This window comes from Rubrivirga marina, from assembly GCF_002283365.1.
GTDB classification, from domain to species: Bacteria; Bacteroidota; Rhodothermia; order Rhodothermales; family Rubricoccaceae; genus Rubrivirga; species Rubrivirga marina.
Map to the genome: position 1 here is coordinate 444,732 of NZ_MQWD01000001.1, position 19,810 is coordinate 464,541.

The 19,810-nt window shown below is 72.2% G+C and carries 14 protein-coding genes; 5 read left to right on the forward strand and 9 right to left on the reverse strand.

All coding sequences use genetic code 11. From position 1 onward, the window contains the following. Positions 1-56: 56 nt before the first annotated feature. Positions 57-914: a TlpA family protein disulfide reductase gene (locus BSZ37_RS01800; RefSeq protein WP_218830363.1), complete on the forward strand. Its 858-nt coding sequence runs from the start codon at positions 57-59 to the stop codon at positions 912-914. Positions 915-956: 42 nt separating this feature from the next. Here the strand turns inward: BSZ37_RS01800 and BSZ37_RS01805 are convergent, their stop codons facing one another. From BSZ37_RS01805 to BSZ37_RS01810, 3 genes are read right to left on the reverse strand one after another with little or no spacing between them, the layout of a single operon-like run. After that, a complete protein-coding gene (locus tag BSZ37_RS01805) occupies positions 957-1,445 on the reverse strand; it encodes a YdeI/OmpD-associated family protein (protein WP_179299423.1) in 489 nt (162 codons plus the stop codon). Positions 1,446-1,471: 26 nt separating this feature from the next. Then, complete coding sequence (locus BSZ37_RS21755) at positions 1,472-1,774, reverse strand: hypothetical protein (RefSeq protein ID WP_179299424.1); 303 nt, start codon at positions 1,772-1,774, stop codon at positions 1,472-1,474. Positions 1,775-1,822: 48 nt separating this feature from the next. Continuing rightward, the gene (locus BSZ37_RS01810) at positions 1,823-2,869 is read right to left on the reverse strand and encodes a hypothetical protein (protein ID WP_095508900.1); all 1,047 of its coding nucleotides are present in this window, start codon (positions 2,867-2,869) and stop codon (positions 1,823-1,825) included. Between the two features lie 403 nt (positions 2,870-3,272). Here BSZ37_RS01810 and BSZ37_RS01815 point away from each other — a divergent pair, with 403 nt between their 5' ends. Further along, positions 3,273-4,925 (forward strand): DNA polymerase/3'-5' exonuclease PolX, encoded by a 1,653-nt coding sequence (locus BSZ37_RS01815; protein ID WP_095508901.1) that lies wholly within the window; start codon positions 3,273-3,275, stop codon positions 4,923-4,925. Positions 4,926-5,189: 264 nt separating this feature from the next. Here the strand turns inward: BSZ37_RS01815 and BSZ37_RS01820 are convergent, their stop codons facing one another. Then, entirely contained in the window at positions 5,190-5,900 is a 711-nt protein-coding gene (locus BSZ37_RS01820) for a hypothetical protein (protein ID WP_095508902.1), read from the reverse strand. A 58-nt stretch (positions 5,901-5,958) separates the two neighbouring features. Here BSZ37_RS01820 and BSZ37_RS01825 point away from each other — a divergent pair, with 58 nt between their 5' ends. Beyond that, positions 5,959-7,206: an AI-2E family transporter gene (locus tag BSZ37_RS01825; RefSeq protein ID WP_095508903.1), complete on the forward strand. Its 1,248-nt coding sequence runs from the start codon at positions 5,959-5,961 to the stop codon at positions 7,204-7,206. Here the strand turns inward: BSZ37_RS01825 and BSZ37_RS21760 are convergent. Beyond that, the gene (locus BSZ37_RS21760; protein WP_179299400.1) at positions 7,203-7,409 is read right to left on the reverse strand and encodes a hypothetical protein; all 207 of its coding nucleotides are present in this window, start codon (positions 7,407-7,409) and stop codon (positions 7,203-7,205) included. The two genes, BSZ37_RS01825 and BSZ37_RS21760, sit on opposite strands and share 4 nt — an antisense overlap. Positions 7,410-7,517: 108 nt before the next feature. Here BSZ37_RS21760 and BSZ37_RS01835 point away from each other — a divergent pair, with 108 nt between their 5' ends. Further along, positions 7,518-8,762 (forward strand): glycosyltransferase, encoded by a 1,245-nt coding sequence (locus tag BSZ37_RS01835; protein WP_095508904.1) that lies wholly within the window; start codon positions 7,518-7,520, stop codon positions 8,760-8,762. Between the two features lie 108 nt (positions 8,763-8,870). Continuing rightward, on the forward strand, positions 8,871-10,001 hold the full coding sequence (gene tgt, locus BSZ37_RS01840; protein WP_425442613.1) for a tRNA guanosine(34) transglycosylase Tgt: 1,131 nt from the start codon (positions 8,871-8,873) through the stop codon (positions 9,999-10,001). Between the two features lie 41 nt (positions 10,002-10,042). Here the strand turns inward: tgt and BSZ37_RS01845 are convergent, their stop codons facing one another. The 4 genes from BSZ37_RS01845 to BSZ37_RS01860 all read right to left on the reverse strand — a co-directional run bounded on the left by BSZ37_RS01845 (position 10,043) and on the right by BSZ37_RS01860 (position 19,747). Next, positions 10,043-10,417, reverse strand: a complete 375-nt coding sequence (locus tag BSZ37_RS01845; RefSeq protein ID WP_095508906.1) for an iron chaperone — start codon at positions 10,415-10,417, stop codon at positions 10,043-10,045. 78 nt (positions 10,418-10,495) lie between these two features. Next, the gene (locus BSZ37_RS01850; protein ID WP_095508907.1) at positions 10,496-12,478 is read right to left on the reverse strand and encodes a serine hydrolase domain-containing protein; all 1,983 of its coding nucleotides are present in this window, start codon (positions 12,476-12,478) and stop codon (positions 10,496-10,498) included. A 170-nt stretch (positions 12,479-12,648) separates the two neighbouring features. Continuing rightward, positions 12,649-15,615 (reverse strand): DUF5689 domain-containing protein, encoded by a 2,967-nt coding sequence (locus tag BSZ37_RS21765; protein WP_095508908.1) that lies wholly within the window; start codon positions 15,613-15,615, stop codon positions 12,649-12,651. A gap of 319 nt (positions 15,616-15,934) precedes the next feature. Next, a complete protein-coding gene (locus BSZ37_RS01860; RefSeq protein ID WP_179299425.1) occupies positions 15,935-19,747 on the reverse strand; it encodes a carbohydrate binding domain-containing protein in 3,813 nt (1,270 codons plus the stop codon). Between the last annotated feature and the right edge of the window lie 63 nt (positions 19,748-19,810).

A 19,810-nucleotide genomic window follows, 5' to 3' on the forward strand; every position in this document is an offset into this window, starting at 1 on the left:
ATTGCTCCCTCGATGGTGGTGAGTCCGCGTATCCTTTCGTTCCCCACCCCGCCCTCATGCGTCGCGCCCTCGCCCTGCTCGCCGTCCTCGTCTCGCTTCCGCTCGCCGCGCAGGAGGCCGGCGTCCCGTTCGCCGCAGCCTACGGGGCGCCGGGGGTCCCGGACTTCCCCCCGCTGGCGCGCGGGCTGACGAACCCGTCGATGGTCACGGTCCCCGTTCCAGACACGTCCCAAACGATCCAGATCGCGTGGGGCGAGCGCGAGGGCGAGAGGGTCGCCGTCGTGTTCCACCGGTGGTCCGACGGGGTGTCGTTCACCCCGTTCCCGGTGAACCCCGACGGCGTCGCCGCGCAGACCGTCGACCTGAAGCTGACGCCCGGGAGCGAGACCGCGACACCCCTCGAGGTCCGCGTGATTCCGGAGCATGGGCTCGCGCTGTACCGCTGGACGCTCTCCGAGGCGACGGCGGCCGGCGGCGTCCCGACCGCCGCGCCCAACCCGCTCGCCCTTGGGACGACGCCCGCCCTCACCGTCCGCCACCTCGACGGGACCGAGGCGCGCCTGGCCGACTACCGCGGGCAAGTCGTCGTGCTCAACTGGTGGTCCGTGACGTGCTCGCCGTGCGTGGCCGAGATGCCGGGCCTCAACCGGCTCGTCGAGGCGTACGGCGACCGCGCGACGTTCCTCGCCGTCTCGTGGGACACCGCCGAGGACGTCGACCGGCTCCTCGCGCGCTTCCCGTTCGACTACACCCAGACGCTCGGCGACGACACCGCCACAGCCCTCTTCGGCGAGGCGTTCCCTCGGCACGTCGTCCTCGACCGCGAGGGCCGGGTCGTCTTCGACACGTCGGGCGGGAGCGAGGGCACCGGCGACGAGCTGGCGCCCGAGATCGAGGCCGCGCTCGCCGGCTGACCCGGCCCGCCTCGGGGAGCCCGTGGGCCGACCGAGGCGGAGCTAGTCGCGGTCGCCGTAGAGCGTGCGCGTCCGGATCTTCTCGCACAGGTCGAGCGCGCGCCGGACGCGCGTGGCCGGGCGCTTGGCCTGGTCGATGTAGACGCCGAGCGACCGCTGGCGGCCGGGCGTGAACGTCTCGAACCGCTCGCGCGCCGCGTCGTCCTGCCGGAGCGCCTCTTCGAGCTCGGCCGGGAGGTGGACGGCGTCGGGATCGGCCGCGGGCTCGAGCTCCACGAACGCCGTCGCGCCGAACGCGAGGCCGGCCTCGGCCAGCACCTTCTTGCCAAAGAGGAGCTTCGGGGCGCCGTCGCCGCGGCCGTGGACGGCGCGGCGGAACGGGACGCCGTCGCTCTCGGACCCGGCCAGCGTGCCCGTCACGATGCGGGCGCCGTCGAGCGCGCCGTCGACCTCGGTGGGGATCGGGACGTAGTGCATCCCCAGCCCGCCGTCGGTGCGGAGGACGGGGCCGGCGAAGACGTGCTCGGGCATGGCGCGGCGGGGGGACCGGCCCCAGACTACGACGCCTCGCCCGATGGGCGGAGCGCGGCGACGAGCGCCTTCGCCTCGGCGTCGGCCTGGCAGCGGACGAGCCAGTCGTGGGCGTTCCGCCGCTGGATCCAGACGACGGCCTCGTATCGCTCGACGCCGCGGATCGTCCGGAGCGACGTGGTGCGCCGGCGGTGACCCTCGAAGATCAGGTGTTCGTCCGTGACGGAGACCGCGCCGGGGCCGTCCCATCCGCCCGGTCCGTGTTCGAGCCGGCGGAAGACCTTCCGCCGGGCCGGCTCGCCGAACCAGCCGACGGTGGCGTCCTTCACGTCGCTCACCAGGACCGCCCGCCAGCGGGCGCCGACCGCCGCGGGCTTTCAGTCGGGGCCCTCGGCCCGCCGGGCGAACATCGCCTTGTGGAGGACCGTGTAGAACGTCTCGTTGCGCGTGCCGGGGTCGAGGTAGAGCCGCCGGTCGCTCTTGGTCCGGAGGACGGTCCCGTTCCGAAAGCGGAGGATCTGCAAGAGCCGGTCGATCCGGATCTCGTCGGGCAGCACACCGTCGGGACGCAGGAGGATGCGACGGTCGGTGAGGACCACCTGGCCGATGTAGCGGCTGCCCGAAAGCACGTGGCCGGGGACCTCCAACCCACCGGTTCGCCCCGTCTGGAGCGCCGTCGCGCCGACGTGCCGCTCGTACCGGCGGACGTCGAGCCGGCTCCACCGCATCCGGCCCTCGAAGTGGGCGACCTCGTCCCGTCGGAGGTCCACGTCGACCTCGACCGTGGGCATCTCGCCGCGGCGGACCTTCCACCGCTGCCGGGCGTGGCCGAGCATCGTCTCCAGATGGCGCGGGATCTCGAGGCTCAGCGACCGGCGGACGGCCTCGATCTCTTCCTCCTCGTCGGGCGAGAGCTCGCCGTCGCAGAGCGCCGCGGCGATCGTCTTGAGGAGCCGCTCGCGGGCGATGACGTCGTAGGCCCCGTCGGCGAGGCGCGGGTCGAGGCCGAGGAGGTGCTGGAGCTTGTAGAGCAGGAGCCGCTCTTCGACCTCGAGGCAGTCGTCGGAGACGGCCTCCGAGACGACCGTCCCGAACGCCCGCTCGTGGACGGCCCGGAGCGAGTCCGGGTCGAGGGCGAGGGTCTCGGCCACGCGAGCGAGGACCCGGCGGTCGTCGAAGTCGAGGTCGCCGTTGACCAGGCGGTCGTCGAGGAGGTCTTGGTAGAGGGTCCGCCGCTCGTCGACGAACTCGTGGGCGAGGTCGACCCCGTGGCGCCGCGAGATCCGGACCCGGTCGGCCGGCCCGAACTCGGCCGTCGACGCGGCCGCGGCGATGAGGTTGTGGAGCTCGACGTACGCGTTCCGCCGAGGGGCCGCGCCGAACCGGGGGGCGGGCTCGGGCGCGAGGAGATCAAACGGTCCCATGCCGGGAAGCTAGTGGCGCGCCGGGGACGTGAGGCGTGAGGCATCGTGCTGCCGACCACGCGCATCGCTGTCAGTCCGATCGGAACCACCCCACTCTGTCATCCTGAGCGCAGCCAAGGATCTCGCATCCGTTGGCGGCCTGCCTGTCGCAAGCGGAGCGGTCGCGTCTGACGAGATCCGTCCCTCCGCCGCGGCGCGGCCCCGCTCCGGATGACAGGGAGTAGACGCCGCGTTCGCCGAAGCTGCCTCGCCTCCCGCTCCACAGCAGTCTCCGCCCCAGCCCCGCCCGCCTCGGCGCCGAGGTGGGCAGAGCTCGGGGCCGAACGCCGCGCCGCCACTCGGAGTGAGAGGAACTTATCCGAGGCCGTCTGCCCTATCCCCCCCCCCTCCTCTCCCGCCCCTCATGACCAACAAAGCCGTCGCCCGCCACCTCAAGCTCACCGCCGACCTCGTCGAGCTCACCGGCGGCAACCCGTTCCGGGCGCGGGCCTACGGCTCCGGCGCGCGCGCCGTCGAGCGGCTGGACGTGCCCGTCGAGACGCTCGTGGCGGATGGCGAGCTGAGCACGGTCCAGGGCATCGGCAAGGGGCTCGTGGCCGAGATCGAGGAGCTGCTCCAGACGGGGACGATGGAGACGACCGAGGACCTCCTCCAGTCGCTCCCGCCGGGGCTCCCGGAGGTCCTGCGGGTGAAGGGGCTCGGCGTCAAGAAGGTGCGGACGCTCTGGACCGAGGCGGGGGTGACGTCGATCGAGGACCTGGAAGGCGCGGCGGCCGTCGGGAAGCTGGCCGACCTGCCGGGGTTCGGCAAGAAGACGGTCGAGAACATCCTCGCGTCCATCGAGGAGCTCAAGGCGTACCGCGGGAAGGCGCACCTCCGCGACGCGGCGACGGAGGCGCTCGTCGCCCGCCAGCGGCTCCGCGACGCCGGCCTCCGCGCCGACCTCGCCGGCCCGGTCCGCCGCCAGTGCAACGTGGTCGACCGCGTGGACCTCGTCGCCGTCGGCACGCCCGAGGCCGTCGCCGAGGCGCTCGGAGGCGGCACGACGCACGACGACCGCGTCGAGGCCACGCTCCCCCTCGGCCTCCCGCTGACGGTCTGGACGACGACCGAGGCCGCCTACGGCCGCACGCTCTTCGAGCGGACCGGCCCCGAGGCCCACGTCGGCGCTGTCGCCGAGAAGGCCGGCCTCGGTGACGTGGCGGAGGAGGACGCGGTCTACGAGGCCGCCGGCCTCTACCCGATCCCGGCCCCGCTCCGCGACGACCCGCACTGGCTGACGGTCGCCGCCGACGGCCCGATCCCCGCGCTCGTCCGCACGGCCGACCTCCGGGGCACGATCCACAACCACACGACCGCGTCGGACGGGGCGCACACGCTCCGCGAGATGTGCGACGCGGCGCGCGAGCGCGGGCTCGGCTACTTCGGCGTGTGCGACCACAGCCGGAGCCTCCAGATCGCCCACGGGCTGAGTCTGGGCGAGATGGAGGAGCAGATCCGGCGCGTCGAGCGCCTCAACGCCGACTACGCCCAGGAGGGCGTCGACTTCCGCGTCTTCGCCGGGACCGAGGCCGACATCCTCTCGGACGGCGCGATGGACTACCCGGACGAGCTGCTGGCCCGGCTCGACCTCGTCGTCGCGAGCGTCCACACCGGCTTCCGGATGACGGAGGATGAGGCGACGGCGCGCGTCGTGGCGGCCGTCTCGAACCCGTACGTCGACGTGCTCGGCCACCCGACGGGGAGGCTCCTGCTCCGCCGCGAGGGCTACCCGCTCGACCACGAGGCGGTCCTCGACGCCTGCGCCGAGCACGGCGTGGCCGTCGAGCTCAACGCGAACCCGTGGCGCCTCGACGTCGACTGGCGGTTCGTCCGCGCCGCCACCGAGCGCGGCGTCCTCGTCTCGATCAACCCGGACGCCCACTCGACCGACGGCCTCGACGACACGCGCTGGGGCGTCGCCTCGGCCCAAAAGGGCGGCCTCACGCCGGAGCAGTCGCTGACGTCGAAGTCGGCCGACGAGCTGGCCGACTGGCTCACGGCGCGTCGGCCGTGAGGCGGAAGTGCCGCTGACAGGGCGCGTCGGCCCGCCCGAAACGCGGCGCCACCGCCGAGCGCTCATGCTCCCTGCCGTGTCCGGGCAGAGCGAGGGATCCCCTATCGCCCAGTGTTCCGCCCACTGCGAGCGAGCCGATCGAGTCCAGCGAGATCGTTCTCCGCCGCTGCGCGGCCCCGCTCAGGATGACACCCGGTGAGGTCGCGCCCGTCCAAGACCGGCCCGCGGGTCCGCCCGCCTCGGTCCCGAGGCCGAGGGAGCTGGCTACAGGAGGCGCGCGACGTGGAAGCTCACGACGGGCGTCCAAAACGCCTGGCGAGACGGCTCCTCGACGTCGGGGCGGATCTCGAGGAGGTCGACCTCGACGGGGAAGTAGGTCCCCTGGAAGCCGAAGCGGAGGGCCTGCGTGGTCCGCCGGCCGCGGCCGAAGAAGGCGCCCACGCTGACCTCGGCGCCCACCCCGACCCGTGGCTCGCCTTCGCCGACGGCGCCGAACGGACCGAGGACGGGCTCGCCGAGGTCGAGCCGGCCGTCGGCGTCCTCATCGTCGAAGTAGGGCCACTGGTAGGCCAGCGTGGGCCCGATGCCGACGTGGACGAACGGGCGGAAGTTGTCCTCGACCGACTGGCGGAAGAGCCGCCGCTCGATGCCGACGTGGAGCGGGACGAGGGCCACGTAGTTCCGCTTGAACGGCGTCGTCCGCTCGCCGAAGAAGCCGATGAAGCTCTGCTCCCGCTCGTCACGCCCGGCCCCGAGCGAGAGCTCGCCCACGAACGAGACGTCGTCGGTGAGGCGGACGCGCGCCGAGGCGCCCGCGCCGAAGCCGTACTCCGTAAGGACGAGGACGAGCGCGCCGCTCGTGCCGTAGCGCGAGGCCGTCGTGTCGGGGAGGGGCGGCGCCACGCGGTCCTGTGCCCGGGCCGGGCCGGCGGCGAGGGCCACCAGGAGGAGAAGCGGGAGGAGCGGCCAACGCATGACGTCAACGTACCCACCTCGGCCGTCGGGCGGTCCCGCGTAGGGCGTACGTTTCGGGATGCCCGATGCGCCGCCGCCCCCATCCCTGCTCGCCGAGCCGTCCCGCCTCCGCCCCGTCCTGCTGGCGGGCGGCGTGCTCGCCGTGTTCGCGCTGCTGTGGTCGCTCGGCGAGGAGCTCGGGCCGTTCTGGATCGCCGTCGCCGGCGCCGCGCTTCTCTGGCCGATCCGCCGGGAGCGCGCGGCGGAGGCCGTCCTGTGGGCCGGCGGCCTCGTGTTCGGCGCGTACGTCGTCCACCTCCTGGCCGGCACGCTGGCGCCGTTCGTGGCCGTGTTCGTCGCGGCGTACCTCCTCGACCCCGCCGTGACGTGGGCGGAGAAGCGGTGGGACGTCCCGCGCTGGGCGTCGACGCTGGCGCTCACGCTGTTCGTGGTCGGCGTGGTCGCCGGGGCGCTGGTGCTCCTCGTGCCGATGCTGATCGGTCAGATCGAGGACCTCGCGGGCCAGGCCGTCGCGCTGGCGCTCCGCGCGCCCGAGTGGGTCGCCGAGTCCGACGCGCTCGCGCAGGCCGAGGAGGCGGGGCTCGTCGACCGGAGTGCCCTCGTGCAGCAGATCACGACGTTCATCCCAGGCCAGATCCAGGCGGCGCTGGGCCGCGTGCCGGCGTTCGTGGGGGGCCTGTTCCGCCAGGTCGGCGCGCTCCTCGGCATCGTGACGACAGCGGCGCTCGTGCCAGTGCTGCTGTTCTTCACCCTCAAGGACTTCCCGATGCTCAGCCGCAGCGTCGTGCGGCTGCTGCCGCGCGTCAGTGGGGAGCGGGAGTACCTCGAGCGGGCGACGACCGTGTTCGGCAGCTACATCCGCGGCCAGCTCACGATCTCGGCCGCCAGCGCCGTGCTCGTGGCCGTCCCGCTCCTCCTGTTCGGCGTGCCGTACTCGCTCCTGCTGGGGCTCGCGGCCGGGGTCCTCAACCTCATCCCGAGTCTCGGCTCGGTCCTGACCTACGTGCTCGGGGTGGGGCTCATGCTCGCCTTCGGCACGTTCTCGGACGTGCTGATCGTGCTCGCCGTCCTGGCGGTCCAGGCGGTCATCGAGCAGGCGGTCCTCACGCCGAACATCATGAGCCAGCAGGTCGGGCTCCACCCGGTCGTGATCCTGGTGGCCTTGTTCGCCTGCGGCGCCCTGTTCGGGTTGCTCGGGCTGATCCTCGCGGTCCCGGCGGCCGCGCTCGTGGCCGGCGCCATCCGGGCCCGGCGGGAGGCCCTCGTCATCGACCTCGGCGACGACGAGGGCGACGAGGTCGTCTAGCCGCCCGCGACGGCGGCCGGCGCCGTCTGGACGACCTCAACGGTGGCGGCCGGCGCGGTCTCGGTCTCGACGGGCGGGTAGGCCGAGCCGCACTGCCCGAGGAGCCAGAACAGGAGGATGAAGACGATGACCGTGGAGAAGCAGCCGCCGCCGAGCTTCTTGGCGCCGTAGCCGGCGATGAGGGTGCGAAAAAGGTTGTTCATGGGAGAGGGGCCAGGGGGGAAAGGACCGCTCCTACCGCACGGTGTCCTCAAAGGGTCCACCCGGTCCGCCTCGACGTCGAGGCGGGCGGGGCGGATGTACGTTCCGCCATGCGCGTGTTCGTCACCACGGCCGGCTCACGGGGCGACGTCCAGCCCTACGTGGCCCTCGCCGCCGGGCTCCGGGACGCCGGCCACGACGTGACGCTGTCGACGGCCGGCCGCTTTGAACCGCTTGCCGAGGCCCACGGCGTCCCGTTCGCCCCGACGACGAACGCGCTCCTCCACCTCATGGACGAGCCAGCGATCCGCCAGGGGCTGGAGACGATGACGGGCCTCGGGCCGATGCTCCGCCAGATGCCACGGCTGGTCAGGCTGAGCGGCGCCGTCCAGGCCGAGCTCGTCGACGACTCGTGGGAGGCCATCGGCGACGCCGCGCCGGACGTGATCGTCTCCAACCAGAAGGCGTACTGGGGGCCGTCGTTCGCCGCCCACCTCGGCGCGCGCTCCATCTTCGCCGTCCTCCAACCGGTCTACGTCCCGACCGGCACGGCGCCGCTGGCGGGCGCCCCGGCCCTCCCGCTCGGCGCGGCCTACAACCGGCTGACGTACCGCGCCGTCGCACTCGGCCTCCGCGCCTCCGCCCGCCGCTATCTCGCCGGCTGGCGGAAGCGGACCGGCGCAGGCCCGCCGCCACGCGCGGCGGTCCCGACCGTCCACGGCATGAGTCGACACGTCGTCCCCGAGCCGCCCGACTGGCCGGACTGGGCAGCGATGTCTGGCTACTGGTTCGTGGAGGAACCGTCCTGGGCACCGCCGCCCGATCTCCAAGCGTTCCTCGACGCGGGCGAGCCGCCGGTCTACGTCGGCTTCGGGAGCCTCGCCGGACGCGACCCGGAGCGGGCGACACGGCTCGTGGTCGAGGCCCTCCGGGCCGCTGGCGTCCGCGGACTGCTGGCGACCGGCTGGGGTGGACTCGCTCCCACCGACCTCGGTGACGACCTGTTCATGATCGAGCAGGCGCCACACGACGCGCTCTTTCCACTGTGCGCCGCTGTGGTCCACCACGGCGGGGCTGGGACGACGGCGGCCGGCCTCCGCGCGGGGCGGCCGACGGTGATCTGTCCGTTCTTCGGCGACCAGCCGTTCTGGGGCCGCCGCGTCCACACCCTCGGCGCCGGGCCTGCGCCCGTCAAACAGACCGACCTCACGCCGGTCACGCTGGCAGCGATGATCACCGAAGCGACCACGTCCGCCTCGGTGCGCCAGCGGGCGGAGGCGTTCGGCGAGGCGATCCGGGCGGAGGACGGGGTCGCGAACGCGGTCGCGTTCATCGAGCGGTTCGGCTCGCGGTAGGTCCGACCGAACGCCCAGGGGGGGCGGGGCCGAGTTCGCCGACGGTTGCCGGTCCCATCCGCGTGGCGACGCTACCCTGACCGCCTGCGAACCGACCGACCGATGCCCCTGACCTTCGAGCTCCAGGCCGAGTGCCCCGAAACCGGCGCCCGCGCCGGCCTCCTCCACACCGACCACGGGACGGTCGAGACGCCCATGTTCATGCCGGTCGGGACGGTCGGCAGCGTCAAGGCCGTCGCCCCGCGGACGCTCCGCGACGACCTCGGCGTCCAGATCCTCCTCGGCAACACGTACCACCTCGCGCTCCGCCCCGGCCGCGACGTGCTCCGGACGGTCGGCGGGCTCCACCCGTTCATGCAGTGGGACGGCCCGATCCTCACCGACTCGGGCGGCTTCCAGGTGTTCTCCCTCGCCGATCTCCGGAAGGTGACCGAGGAGGGCGTCCGCTTCCGGAACCACCTCGACGGCCAGTACCTCACGTTCACGCCCGAGTCCGTCGTCGACACGCAGCGCGACATCGGGTCGGACATCATGATGGTGCTCGACGAGCTCACGCCGGCGACCGTCGACGAGGCCGAGGCGCGGCGGGCGAACGCGCGGACGGTCCGCTGGGCCGAGCGGGCCTTTGCGCACTACCGCGCGACGGAGCCCCACTACGGGCACCACCAGGCCCTCTTCCCCATCGTCCAAGGGGCCGTCTTCCCCGACGTCCGCCGGGAGAGCGCCGAAGCCCTCCTCCAGCTCGACGCCGAGGGCTACGCCATCGGCGGGCTGGCGGTCGGCGAGGAGGCCGAGGTCATGTACGACACCGTCGCCCTGACGAACGAGGTTCTCCCGCAGGACCGGCCGCGCTACCTCATGGGCGTCGGGACGCCCCAGAACCTGATCGAGAACGTGGCCCGCGGCGTCGACCTGTTCGACTGCGTGATGCCCACGCGGAACGCCCGGACCGGGACGCTCTTCACGACCGACGGCACGGTCAACATCAAGAACGCCCGGTTCAAGACCGACACGTCGGCCATCGACGAGGCGCTCGACGTGTACCACAGCCGGACGTTCTCGAAGGCGTACCTCCGCCACCTCACGAAGGCCAACGAGCCGCTCTACATGGAGATCGCGAGCGTCCAGAACCTCGCGCTCTACCTCTGGACGATGCGGTCGATGCGGGCGGCGATCCTGGAGGGCCGCTTCCCCGCCTTCCGCCGCGAGTGGTCCGACCGCCTCGTGCAGAAGGCGTAGCGCCAGCCCACCCGCCTCGGCGTCGAAGCGGAGGGGGTCGGCTACCAGAAGCCGTCGTCCTCCCGCTGGCGGACCGCCTCGGCCCGCCGCTCGGCGATCTGGCGGATCAGGTCCTCCGGCAGTGGCTGGTCGTAGCGGACCTTGAGGTAGTTCTTCGTCGCGGCGTACGGCCCGAGCGCGTCGCGGAACGGGTCCAGCCCCTCGGGCGACGGGGCGAAGGCGAGGTGGGCCGTGAACGCCGAGAACGAGAAGAGGTAGCGCGGCTCGACGTAGAACGGCGCGTTCCACTTGATGACCTCGTCGGCCTCGGGCGCGACCTCGCGCAGGAGCGCGCGGAGACGCCGGAGGTGGCCCCGCCCCGCCTCGGGCGCGGCGTCGATGTAGGCGTCTACGGTCGTCGGTCGGTCGGCAGCCATCGGCTCGGGTCGGGCTCGGCGTCAGGATAGCGCGAGTACGCCCGCCTCGGCGACGGCACCGAGGCGGGCGGGGCCGGGCTACTCGAACCGCTCGAAGCGGAGGTCGCGGGCCCGGCCCGCGTCGACGGTGAAGGCGACGACGGCGCCCGACGCGTCGCGCTCGAACGCGACGGTGAAGGCGCCGGCCATGAACGTGTCGCCCGTCGTGTGGCGGAGCGCCTGGCCCTCCGGGAAGCGGAGGCTGGAGGCGCGGAGCTCGCCGTCCTCGACCTCGATCGTGCGGAACGCCTCCAGCGTCGCGCTGGCGTACTGCCCCACGTAGTCGTCGAGGTCGATGGGCTCGGCCGCCTCCGCCGGCTCCACGCCGAGCTTCGTGGCCCGGTGGTCGCCGTTCTGGTGGAGCGTCGCCGAACGGACGACGCCGTCGGCGTCGCGGTGGAACGTGACCGACGCGTCGACGACCGTGACCGCGAACGTCGAGTCGGAGACCGGGACGATCGGGGCCTCGGGCTGGCCCGTCGCCTGGGTCACGTAGCCCCCGTCGTCGCCGCGGCGGAAGGCGAGGACGAAGTCGGGCGCGATGTCGAGCGCGTACTCGCCGGCGTAGTCGTCGAAGAGCGCGTCGTCGAAGTCGACGGCCTCGGGACCGTCCGCCTCGGCGGCGGGCTCGTCCGAGCCGTCGGGGATCCGGTCCTCAAAGAACGCCTCGGCAACTTGGCCCGCGAGGGCGTCGACGTCGGCCGGCGAGTTCGTCAGGACGATCACGCCGAAGTCGAGCTCCGGCACGAACGCGAACGATGAGCGGTGGGCCGAGTCGGCGCCGCCGTGGTGGATGCGCGTCACGCTCCCCAGCTTCTCGATGAACAGGCCGAGCCCGTAGCTCGTCGTGTCGCCGTCGGCGAGGACGTAGCGCGTCGTCATCTGGTCGACGGCGTCCTGGCCGCCGAGCGTCGGCGTCCAGTAGCGCCCCATCCACCGCGCGAGATCGCCGAGGGTCGAGTAGATCCCGCCCGCGCCGATGGCGCCGCCGAGGTCGCGGGCGTCCTTCCAGCCCTCGTCGCCGGACACGTAGCCCTGGGCGCTGTTCGGCACGAGCGTCGACGGCGTCGCGCGGACGACCGTGTGCTCCATCCCCATCGGCTCGAACACGTTCTCAGCCATCCACTCGGGGAACGGCTGGCCCGTCACGCGCTCGACCACGAGCGCCGCCAGCCCGTACCCGCTGTTGTTGTAGTTCCACTCCGTCCCCGGCGCGTTCTGGAGCTCCGGCTGGCGCTGGATGAGCGCGACGATCTCCGCCCGGTCGACGTGGTCGCCCTCGTCGAGCCGGCGCCCACCGACGGCGAGCGCGTTGAGGAACTCGCGGTAGCCGCTCGTGTGCGTGAGGAGGTTCCGCAGCGTGACCGTCTCGCCGAAGTCCGGCAGCTCCGGCACGTACTCCCGGACGTCGTCGTCGAGGTCGAGCTCGCCGCGCTGCTCCAGCAGGAGGAGCGCGAACGCCGTGAACTGCTTCGACGTCGAGCCGATGTTCGACCGCGTGTCGACGGTCATCGGGACACTGTGCGTGAGGTTGGCCGTCCCGTAGGCGCTCTGGTAGACGACCTCGCCGCCGTCGACGACGGCCACGAGCGCACCGGGCGCGCCGTCGCGGTTCCGCTGCGCGAAGATCTGGTCGACGCGGCCCTCGGGCGTCGCCGCCAGCGGCTCGACCCGCTCCACCGTGAGGACGTAGGCGCCGGCCTCCTCCTCGAACGGCGTGACCGTGAGCGTGTACGTCCCGCCCGCCTCGGCCTCGAACTGGAAGAGGTCGTCGCCGCGGGCCGTCTCGTCGAACCGACCGACCTCGTCGCCGTCGGGCCCCGTGACGGTCACGACCACGTCGGCGGTTTCTTGAAAGGCCGCCCCTGTGACGAAGGAGCCGGCGTCGAGGTCGAGCGCGTAGGCGTCGGCGCCGTCGGCGGCGAGGGTGCCGGCACGCGGCTGGCCCGGGTCGATCGGCTGCTGTGCCGAGGCGGACAGGGCGAGAGCGAGGAACAGGGCGAGGACGGGCGCGAGGCGCATGGAGAGCGTGGTGTGTGTCGGCTCGTGCGTTCGGACGATCGGCCTCCAAGTTGCGGCTCCCCCGGCCTCGGTGTCGAGGCGGACGGGGCCGCGGCGTGGGCCGACACAAAAAACGGCGGGGCGGAGCCCGAAGGCCCCGCCCCGCCGCGGTCCGTCAGAGGACGCGGTCGCTAGCGGACGACCGTGACCGTTCGGCTGACCATCACGTCCTCGCCCTGGAGCCGGAGGACGTAGACCCCCGAGGCGAGGCCGGCCGCGTCGAGACGCGCCGTCCGCTCCTGCGGGCCGGCCGGGCCGTCGGCCACGACGGCGACCTGGCGGCCGAGCATGTCGAACAGGGCGACCGACACGTCGCCCGCCGTCTCCAGCGAGTACCGGACCGTCGCGCCCGTCCGGATCGGGTTCGTCACCGAGAGCGTCGCCGCGGTCTCCTCGACCGGGTTCTCCGCGGCGACCTCCCCGGCCGGCGTGATCGACAGGTTGTCGATGTAGATCGTGTTGCCGACGTTGGCCGCGTACGAGAAGTGGATCGGCGCGCGGATCTCGGTGACCCCATCGGGCACCGTGAACTCGACCGTGAACTCCTGCCACTCCGTCGTCAGCGCGGCGTCACTGATCCGGCCGAGCTCGTTGTACGACGGGGCCGGCTGACCAATGGTGAAGCTGGCGGTCCCACCGTCGGTCTCGGACCGGGCCCACACCGAGTAGAGGTAGGTCCGGCCGGCCTCGACCGTGAGCGGCTCAGCTGCCACCTCGATCTCCCAGGGGTTCGCGCCGGTCCCGTTGACCGTAACGGCGAGCGACTGGTCGCCCTCATAGGCCACGTCGTCGACGATGGCGAACTCGGGGGCCATCGTGACCGCCCCACCGACGTTGAGCGCGAAGCCGGGGACGTCGCCGCCGGTGACCACGCCCGGAGCCGGCATCTCGAACCCGCCGTTCACCACGACGTCGAGCGACGGCGCCGGCGCGTCGATGTCGGCCGCGTCGAGGACGAGGAGCTGGAAGCCGCCTTCGGGGTCGTCGGCGTTGAACTGGCCGATGACGCCAATGATGCCGACGGGCCCGTCCGGGATCGGCGTGTCGTCGACCGTCGTGTCGTCCGCGTTCGGGACGCGGAGCGTGACGAGGCCGCTGGCCTCGGAGTTGTCGTCGATGAGGTAGGTCGTGGCCGCCGTGAAGGCGCCCGACCCGTCGACCGTCACGCCGGCGACGTAGACGAGCTCGCCTTCGTAGTCCTCGCCGTTCGCGGCGAGCTCGGCGAGCGTGACCACCTGCGGTTGCGGGACTGCGGCCGTGCCCGTGACCTCGTAGCTCTCGAGGTCGCCCCCGTTGATCTGGAGGAGGCCCCGGAACTCCGAGAGCGTCCCCGTCACGTCGAGCACGGTGCCCGGCCCGACGTCGCCGCTGGCGATGGCGTCGAACAGGTCACCCGAGGTCTGGCGGATCGTGAGGGCGCCCGTCTCGTCCTGGAGGTACAGGAACGCGCCGGCCGCGCGCGTCACGACGCCCTCGATGCGGACCGTGGCGCCGACGCCCTCAGCGCGGGCCTCGGCGATCGGGACGATCTCGTCCCCGCCGCCACCGCCGGACGCGTTGCCGACGTCCTCGGCGTTGATGAGCAAGAGCTGGTAGCCCCCGTCCGGGTCGTCGGCGTTGAACTGGCCGATGATAGCCGTGACGTCGGCGACCTCCGGGATCTCGGTCCCGTCGACCGTGCTGTCGGAGCCGTTCGGCACGCGGGCCGTGACCACGCCGGAGTCGTCCGAGTCGTCGGAGACTGTGTAGGTCGTGGCCGCGGAGAACGTGCCGGTCTCCGCGAACGAGACGTTCCGGACCGTGACGAGCTCGCCCTCGTAGGCCTCGCCATTCTCGGCGAGCTCGGCGAGCGTGACCACCTGCGGCTCCGGCGCGTCGGTCGTGCCGAGGACGTCGTAGCTCTCGAGGTCGCTGCCGTTGATTTGGAGGAGGCCCCGGAACTCGGACAGCGTGCCCGTCAGGCGGATCTGCGTGCCCGGCGCGACGGCGCCGCTAGCGACGGCGTCGAACAGCGGGCCCGAGGTCTGGCGGATCGCGAGGCCGCCCGTCTCGTCCTGGACGTAGAGGAACGCGCCGGCGGCGCGCGACACGACGCCCTCGATGGTCACCGACTCCCCGACGCCCGCGGCGCGGGCGTCCGCGACGGTCGCCGTCTGGGGCGCGTCGTCGACGGTGACCGTCAGGATGTTCGGGGACCCGGTCACGGCGTCGCCGCTCGTCACGGCGAGGCGGAACGTGGCCGTCTCCGGGCCCTCAACGAGGTCGTCATCGGCGAAGACGAACGTGACCTCGGCCATGTTGTCCCGTGCGCGCTGACCCGGGAACGTCGCGGACGCGACCGAGGCGCTCGCGAAGTCCGCCGTGGTGGCGGAGCTGGCCCCGCCGACGAAGCTCACGAGGACGGTGACGGGGCCCGACGGCTCGTTCTCGTTGTAGTCGAGCTCGAGGGCCACCGTGAGGGTGTCGCCCTCGCGGACCATCCGGGTCTCGTCGGCGAACGAGACCTCGACCGGATCGGGATCCGGCGGCGCCGGCGACTCGAACGTCTGGCCCGTGTTGACCGCGCCCAACGTCGCGGCCATCGGGCTGGCCCACGTGAACCCGTCATAGGTGGCGCTCGTCCCGGTCAGCTGGAGCGAGAATCCGACCGGCGTATCGCCGGCCTCGGAGACGCCGATGTCGTCGCTGGTCTCGCCGTTGGCCGGGCCGTTGGTGGCCGTGAACGACCCCTCGTAGGAGAGGAACTGGAGGACGTCCCCCTCGGTCGTGCTGAGGGCGATCCCGTCGGGCGAGCCGTTCTGGATGCCGTTGGACGGGAAGGAGTAGGTGTAGAGCGTGTAGCCGTTCTGGCTCGCACCGACCGTGAGATCGGCGCCGCTGACCGTGTTGTACGACGCGCCACCGCTGCCGTTGTAGAGCGTGATGACGACGTCCTCGACGTCGAGGATGCCGTCCGCGACGGCGATCTCGACGAACTCGCCGGTGTCACCGCCGTCGTTGTCGTAGTGGAACTCGTTGAGGAACGCACTCTGCGCGAGAGCCGACGGGGCGGCGATCAGCGCGGCGAGCGTGAAGAAGAGAGAGAAGCGAAGTCGCATCTGGGAGGGCTGGGATGGGGAAGGGAGTCCGAACGGACGTCGCGGGCGGAGGGTCCGCGGCGCTCGAAGGGAAACAATCGGATGATCTGCGAGGCCCCGTCCGCGTCGCGGAACGGCCTCCCGACGAACGTAGCCGGGCCTGCCGGGGCGGGCCAGGGGCAATCCGTCGGCACTCCTCAGAATACGTCGCGCGAGGGATCCGGTCCCCTGGCATGGCACAGGGGGCCGATCTCCAGTAAAACCAGCGGGGCACGACCCTACAGCAGCGGGGCGGAGCCCGAAGGCCCCGCCCCGCTGAGGCGTCACCGAGGTGGACGCGCTAGCGCACGATCGTGACCGTCCGGCTGACCATCACGTCCTCGCCCTGGAGCCGGAGGACGTAGACGCCCGAAGCCAGCCCGGCCGCGTCGAGGCGGACCGACCGCTCCTGCGGGCCGGCCGGGCCGTCGGCCACGACGGCGACCTGGCGGCCGAGCATGTCGAACAGGGCGACCGACACGTCGCCCGCCGTCTCCAGCGAGTACCGGACCGTCGCGCCCGTCCGGATCGGGTTCGCCACCGACAGCGTCGCCACGGGCTCCTCGACGGGCGCGTCGACGGCCGTGTCCATGTCGCGGATCGAGAGGTTGTCGATGTAGACGGGGTTGCCGACGTTCCCGGCGTACGAGAAGTGGATCGGCGCGCGGATCACGGTCTCCTGGTCGGTCACCGTGAACTCGAACGTGAACTCCTGCCACTCCGTCGTCAGCGTCTGGTCCCCGAGGCGGGCGTACTCCGAGAACGCCTGATTCCCGACCGTGAAGCTGGCGGTCCCGCCGCCGTTCTCGGACCGGGCCCAGACCGAGTACGTGTACGTCGCGCCCGGCGTCACGGCCAGGTCCGTCGCGACGGCCTCGATGTCGTACGCGTTGGCCCCCGTCGCGGCGACCGTCACGCGGAGCGACTGGTCCCCGTCCTGGGCCGCGTCGTCAACGACGGCGAACTCGGCCGGCGTCGCGACGCCCGCGGCGTTCCGGACACCCCACCCCGGGATCTCGGCCCCGGTGTAGACGCCGGGCGCGCCGTCCTCGAAGCTCCCGTTCGTCACGACGTTCTCCCCGTTGCCGCCGCCACCGCCGACCGGCGTGAGCGTGAGCGTGTCGAAGTAGTTGTACCCGTAGCAGCGCGAGATGACGAACTCGAACGCGCCGTCGTCGCCGACCGTGACCACGTCCGTCTCCGGGCTCGTGATCTCGATGTCGGTGAACGTCGCCACGCCGGCCGGCAGCGCGAAGCCGAGGCCGTCGTCGTCGCCACAGTCGACGGCGTCGCCGTAGCGGACGCCGTTGGCCGTGATCCGGTCGAAGCGGAAGCCGTCGGCGTTCCCGTCGAAGGGGGCCGCGTAGCTCAGCGTCGCCGTGTACTCGCCGGCGGGGAGGTCGTCGGCCGTCACGCGGACCGAGCCCTCCTGGGTGTAGATGAAGCCGTCGCCCGAGAACGGGCCGCTCACGTTGCCGTCGAGCTCCGTGAGGACCTGGACCTCGGCGACGTTCTCACCCTCGAGGAAGAACGAGGCGTCCTCGAGTTCGAACACGTAGCTCCCGTCGACCTCGGTGTAGGGCGTCGTGTCGTCGCCGCCGCCTCCGGGGCCGGCGAGCGAGAGGTCGTCGATGTAGACCGCGTTGCCGATGTTCACGTCGTAGCCGAACGCCAGGCCGACGTTGACCGACTCCAGTCCCTCCGGGACCGTGAACGTGATCTCATACTCCGTCCACTCCGCCGACAGCGTGGCCCCGTAGAACGGGGTCCCGAGCGCCGAGAAGTCCGACGGGTTCTGGACCGCGAACTGCATCTGGCCCCCGGCCGTCGTCGACTTCGCCCACACCGAGGCCGTGTACTCCGTCCCGGGCTCGACCTCGGGCTGGGCCACGAACTGGAAGTTGTAGGCGTTCGCCGCCCCGCCGGTGTAGTCAGCCCGGAGCGACTGGTCGCCCGTGTGGGCCTCGGTATCGACGATGGTGAACGTGCCGTTGTTGGCCTCGATGAACCCGGAGTCGAGCGTGAGCGCCGACCCAGGCTCAGGCGCCTCGAAGTCACCGAACGCGAGCAGGTTGGCACCGCCACCGCCACCGACGGAGCCCGCGTCGAGGTCCGCGACGGTATATGCCTCACCGCTCAGGCCGAAGGCGATCTTGTCGAACCACAGGCCGTCCTCACGGCCGCCGATCTGGATCGTCTGCGTGAGGTCGCCGGCCGCGACCGTGATGTAGTCGTCGGCCGGGTTGTTCGGGAAGGCGCTGGCGCGGACCCACTTCCAGACCCCCGCGCCGAGCGTGCCCGCGCCCGCGACGACGTCGCCGGGGGCGGAGAAGCCGCCGGCCGCGAGGCCGTTCACGACCACCCAGCCGGCCGCCGCCGTCGGGTCCTGCATGCCCGGCCCGCTGGCCAGGAGGAAGCTGTCGTCGTTGAACGCGCCCGCGCCGACGTAGACCCGAACGAACGCGGTGTACGTCCCGGGCGCCGGGAACGTCACGTCGTAGGACGCGACGCGGGCGGCCGTCTGCGGGATGGCCGGGTCCGGGTTGGCGCCGGCCGAGAAGTCGGTCGTGACGAACGCGTAGTCGACGTCGCCATCCGAGGCCGTATCCCACTCGGCGCCGAGGTCGCCGTCCTCGGCCTCGACGACGACGAGCGGGAAGCCGCCGGCCGGCGGCGCGTCCGAGATTGTGACCTCGATCACATTGGGGGCCTCCACGACGGCCGTGCCGCTCACCGCCGACAGGCGGAAGACGGCGGTCTCGTTGCCCTCCTCGACCCCGTCGTCGGCGACTGTGAACTCGACCACCTGGACCTCGCTGTCCCGCTCACCGTCGAACGTCACCGCCGCGATCGTCGTCTCGAAGTCGGCGACGTCGGCCGTGCCCGCGCCTCCCACGAGGCTCACGCGAACCGTGCTCGGCGAGTCGTCCGTGCGCCGGATGACGAGGGGGATCTGGACGGTGTTGCCCTCGACGACCGAGAACGCCGTGCTCTCGAACGAGATGGCCGGCGGCGGCGGGACCTCCGGCGGCACCGGCGCGAGCACGAGGTTGTCGATCCAAACCGCGCTCCCGGCGTTGTTGGGGAAGGCGAACTGGGCCCCGATGTTCAGCGACGTGCCCACGGGCGACGTCACCGGGAACGCGATCTGCTGCCAGTCGCTCGTCAGCGTCACCGAGCCGGACGAGCCGTACGAGACGTAGCCCGCGTTCGGGTCTTGGACGTTGACGTTCACGTTCGGCCCGGCCGACGCGTTCGTCCGCGCCCAGAACGAGAGGATGTACTCCTCGTTCGCCTCGAGCGCGACCTGGGGGACGAACTGCATCTGGAACGAGTTCGTCGCGCTCCCATCGTAGTTGGCACGGAGCGACTGCCCCCCCTCATATGCGACGGACCCGTCGATGACGAACGTCGAGGTGCCCGTGACCTGGCGGAAGTAGTTCGTCCCGTTGACCGTCCCGCCGCCGGGAAGCGTCCCGGGGCTGAAGGCTTCGAAGTCCCCGAGCGCGAGAACGTCGCCCTCTGTCGGCGGCGGCGGCACGGCGGCCACCAGCGACAGGGCGTCGACGTACACCGGCTCGCCCACGTTTTGCGCGAAGCCGTACTGGGTCACCACGTTGACCGTCGAGTACGACGCGTCCGAGGGGACCGTGAACGTGAACCCGAACTCCTGCCACGCCCCCGTGATCGCCGTCCCGTAGTTGACGGTGGACGGCGTGACCGGGGCGTACCCCGGTGTGAGGACTCCGAACGCGAGCCGCCCGTCCCCGTCGCCTCCGCCCGTCCGGGCCCAGACCGAGAACGTGTACTCCTCGCCGGGCGTGACCGGGATCCCCGTGCCGACGCCCTGGACGTCGTAGAAGTTGGTCGCGCCGCCGCCGTAGTTGACCCGGACCGACTGGTCGCCTTCGTACGCCACCACGTCGTCGATGGTGAACGTCGTGTTCGGGCCCTGGGTGAAGCCGGGCGAGAAGATCCCGGTCTGGGTGCCCGGGGCGGGGCCCTCGAAGTCACCGAACGTGACCAGGTTGGTCTGAGCCAACGCCGGGGTGGCGAGCAAGAAGCCCAGAATGGTCAGAACGACGGCTCGGAGTGTCTGTGTAGCGTGTCGCATGTGTGAGCGGGGGAAGGATGGGGAGCGTCCGCCAGGGCCGGGGGGAGCCCGAGGCGGGGCCAC

What these genes read in the sequence shown, in the direction of transcription:
- BSZ37_RS21760 (WP_179299400.1), bottom strand. Translation starts at nt 7,409, where the DNA reads ATGAACAACCTTTTTCGCACCCTCATCGCCGGCTACGGCGCCAAGAAG.
- BSZ37_RS01835 (WP_095508904.1), top strand. Translation starts at nt 7,518, where the DNA reads ATGCGCGTGTTCGTCACCACGGCCGGCTCACGGGGCGACGTCCAGCCC.
- BSZ37_RS01820 (WP_095508902.1), bottom strand. Translation starts at nt 5,900, where the DNA reads ATGCGTTGGCCGCTCCTCCCGCTTCTCCTCCTGGTGGCCCTCGCCGCC.
- BSZ37_RS01825 (WP_095508903.1), top strand. Translation starts at nt 5,959, where the DNA reads ATGCCCGATGCGCCGCCGCCCCCATCCCTGCTCGCCGAGCCGTCCCGC.
- BSZ37_RS01810 (WP_095508900.1), bottom strand. Translation starts at nt 2,869, where the DNA reads ATGGGACCGTTTGATCTCCTCGCGCCCGAGCCCGCCCCCCGGTTCGGC.
- BSZ37_RS01845 (WP_095508906.1), bottom strand. Translation starts at nt 10,417, where the DNA reads ATGGCTGCCGACCGACCGACGACCGTAGACGCCTACATCGACGCCGCG.
- BSZ37_RS01805 (WP_179299423.1), bottom strand. Translation starts at nt 1,445, where the DNA reads ATGCCCGAGCACGTCTTCGCCGGCCCCGTCCTCCGCACCGACGGCGGG.
- BSZ37_RS01815 (WP_095508901.1), top strand. Translation starts at nt 3,273, where the DNA reads ATGACCAACAAAGCCGTCGCCCGCCACCTCAAGCTCACCGCCGACCTC.
- BSZ37_RS21765 (WP_095508908.1), bottom strand. Translation starts at nt 15,615, where the DNA reads ATGCGACTTCGCTTCTCTCTCTTCTTCACGCTCGCCGCGCTGATCGCC.
- BSZ37_RS01800 (WP_218830363.1), top strand. Translation starts at nt 57, where the DNA reads ATGCGTCGCGCCCTCGCCCTGCTCGCCGTCCTCGTCTCGCTTCCGCTC.
- BSZ37_RS01850 (WP_095508907.1), bottom strand. Translation starts at nt 12,478, where the DNA reads ATGCGCCTCGCGCCCGTCCTCGCCCTGTTCCTCGCTCTCGCCCTGTCC.
- BSZ37_RS01860 (WP_179299425.1), bottom strand. Translation starts at nt 19,747, where the DNA reads ATGCGACACGCTACACAGACACTCCGAGCCGTCGTTCTGACCATTCTG.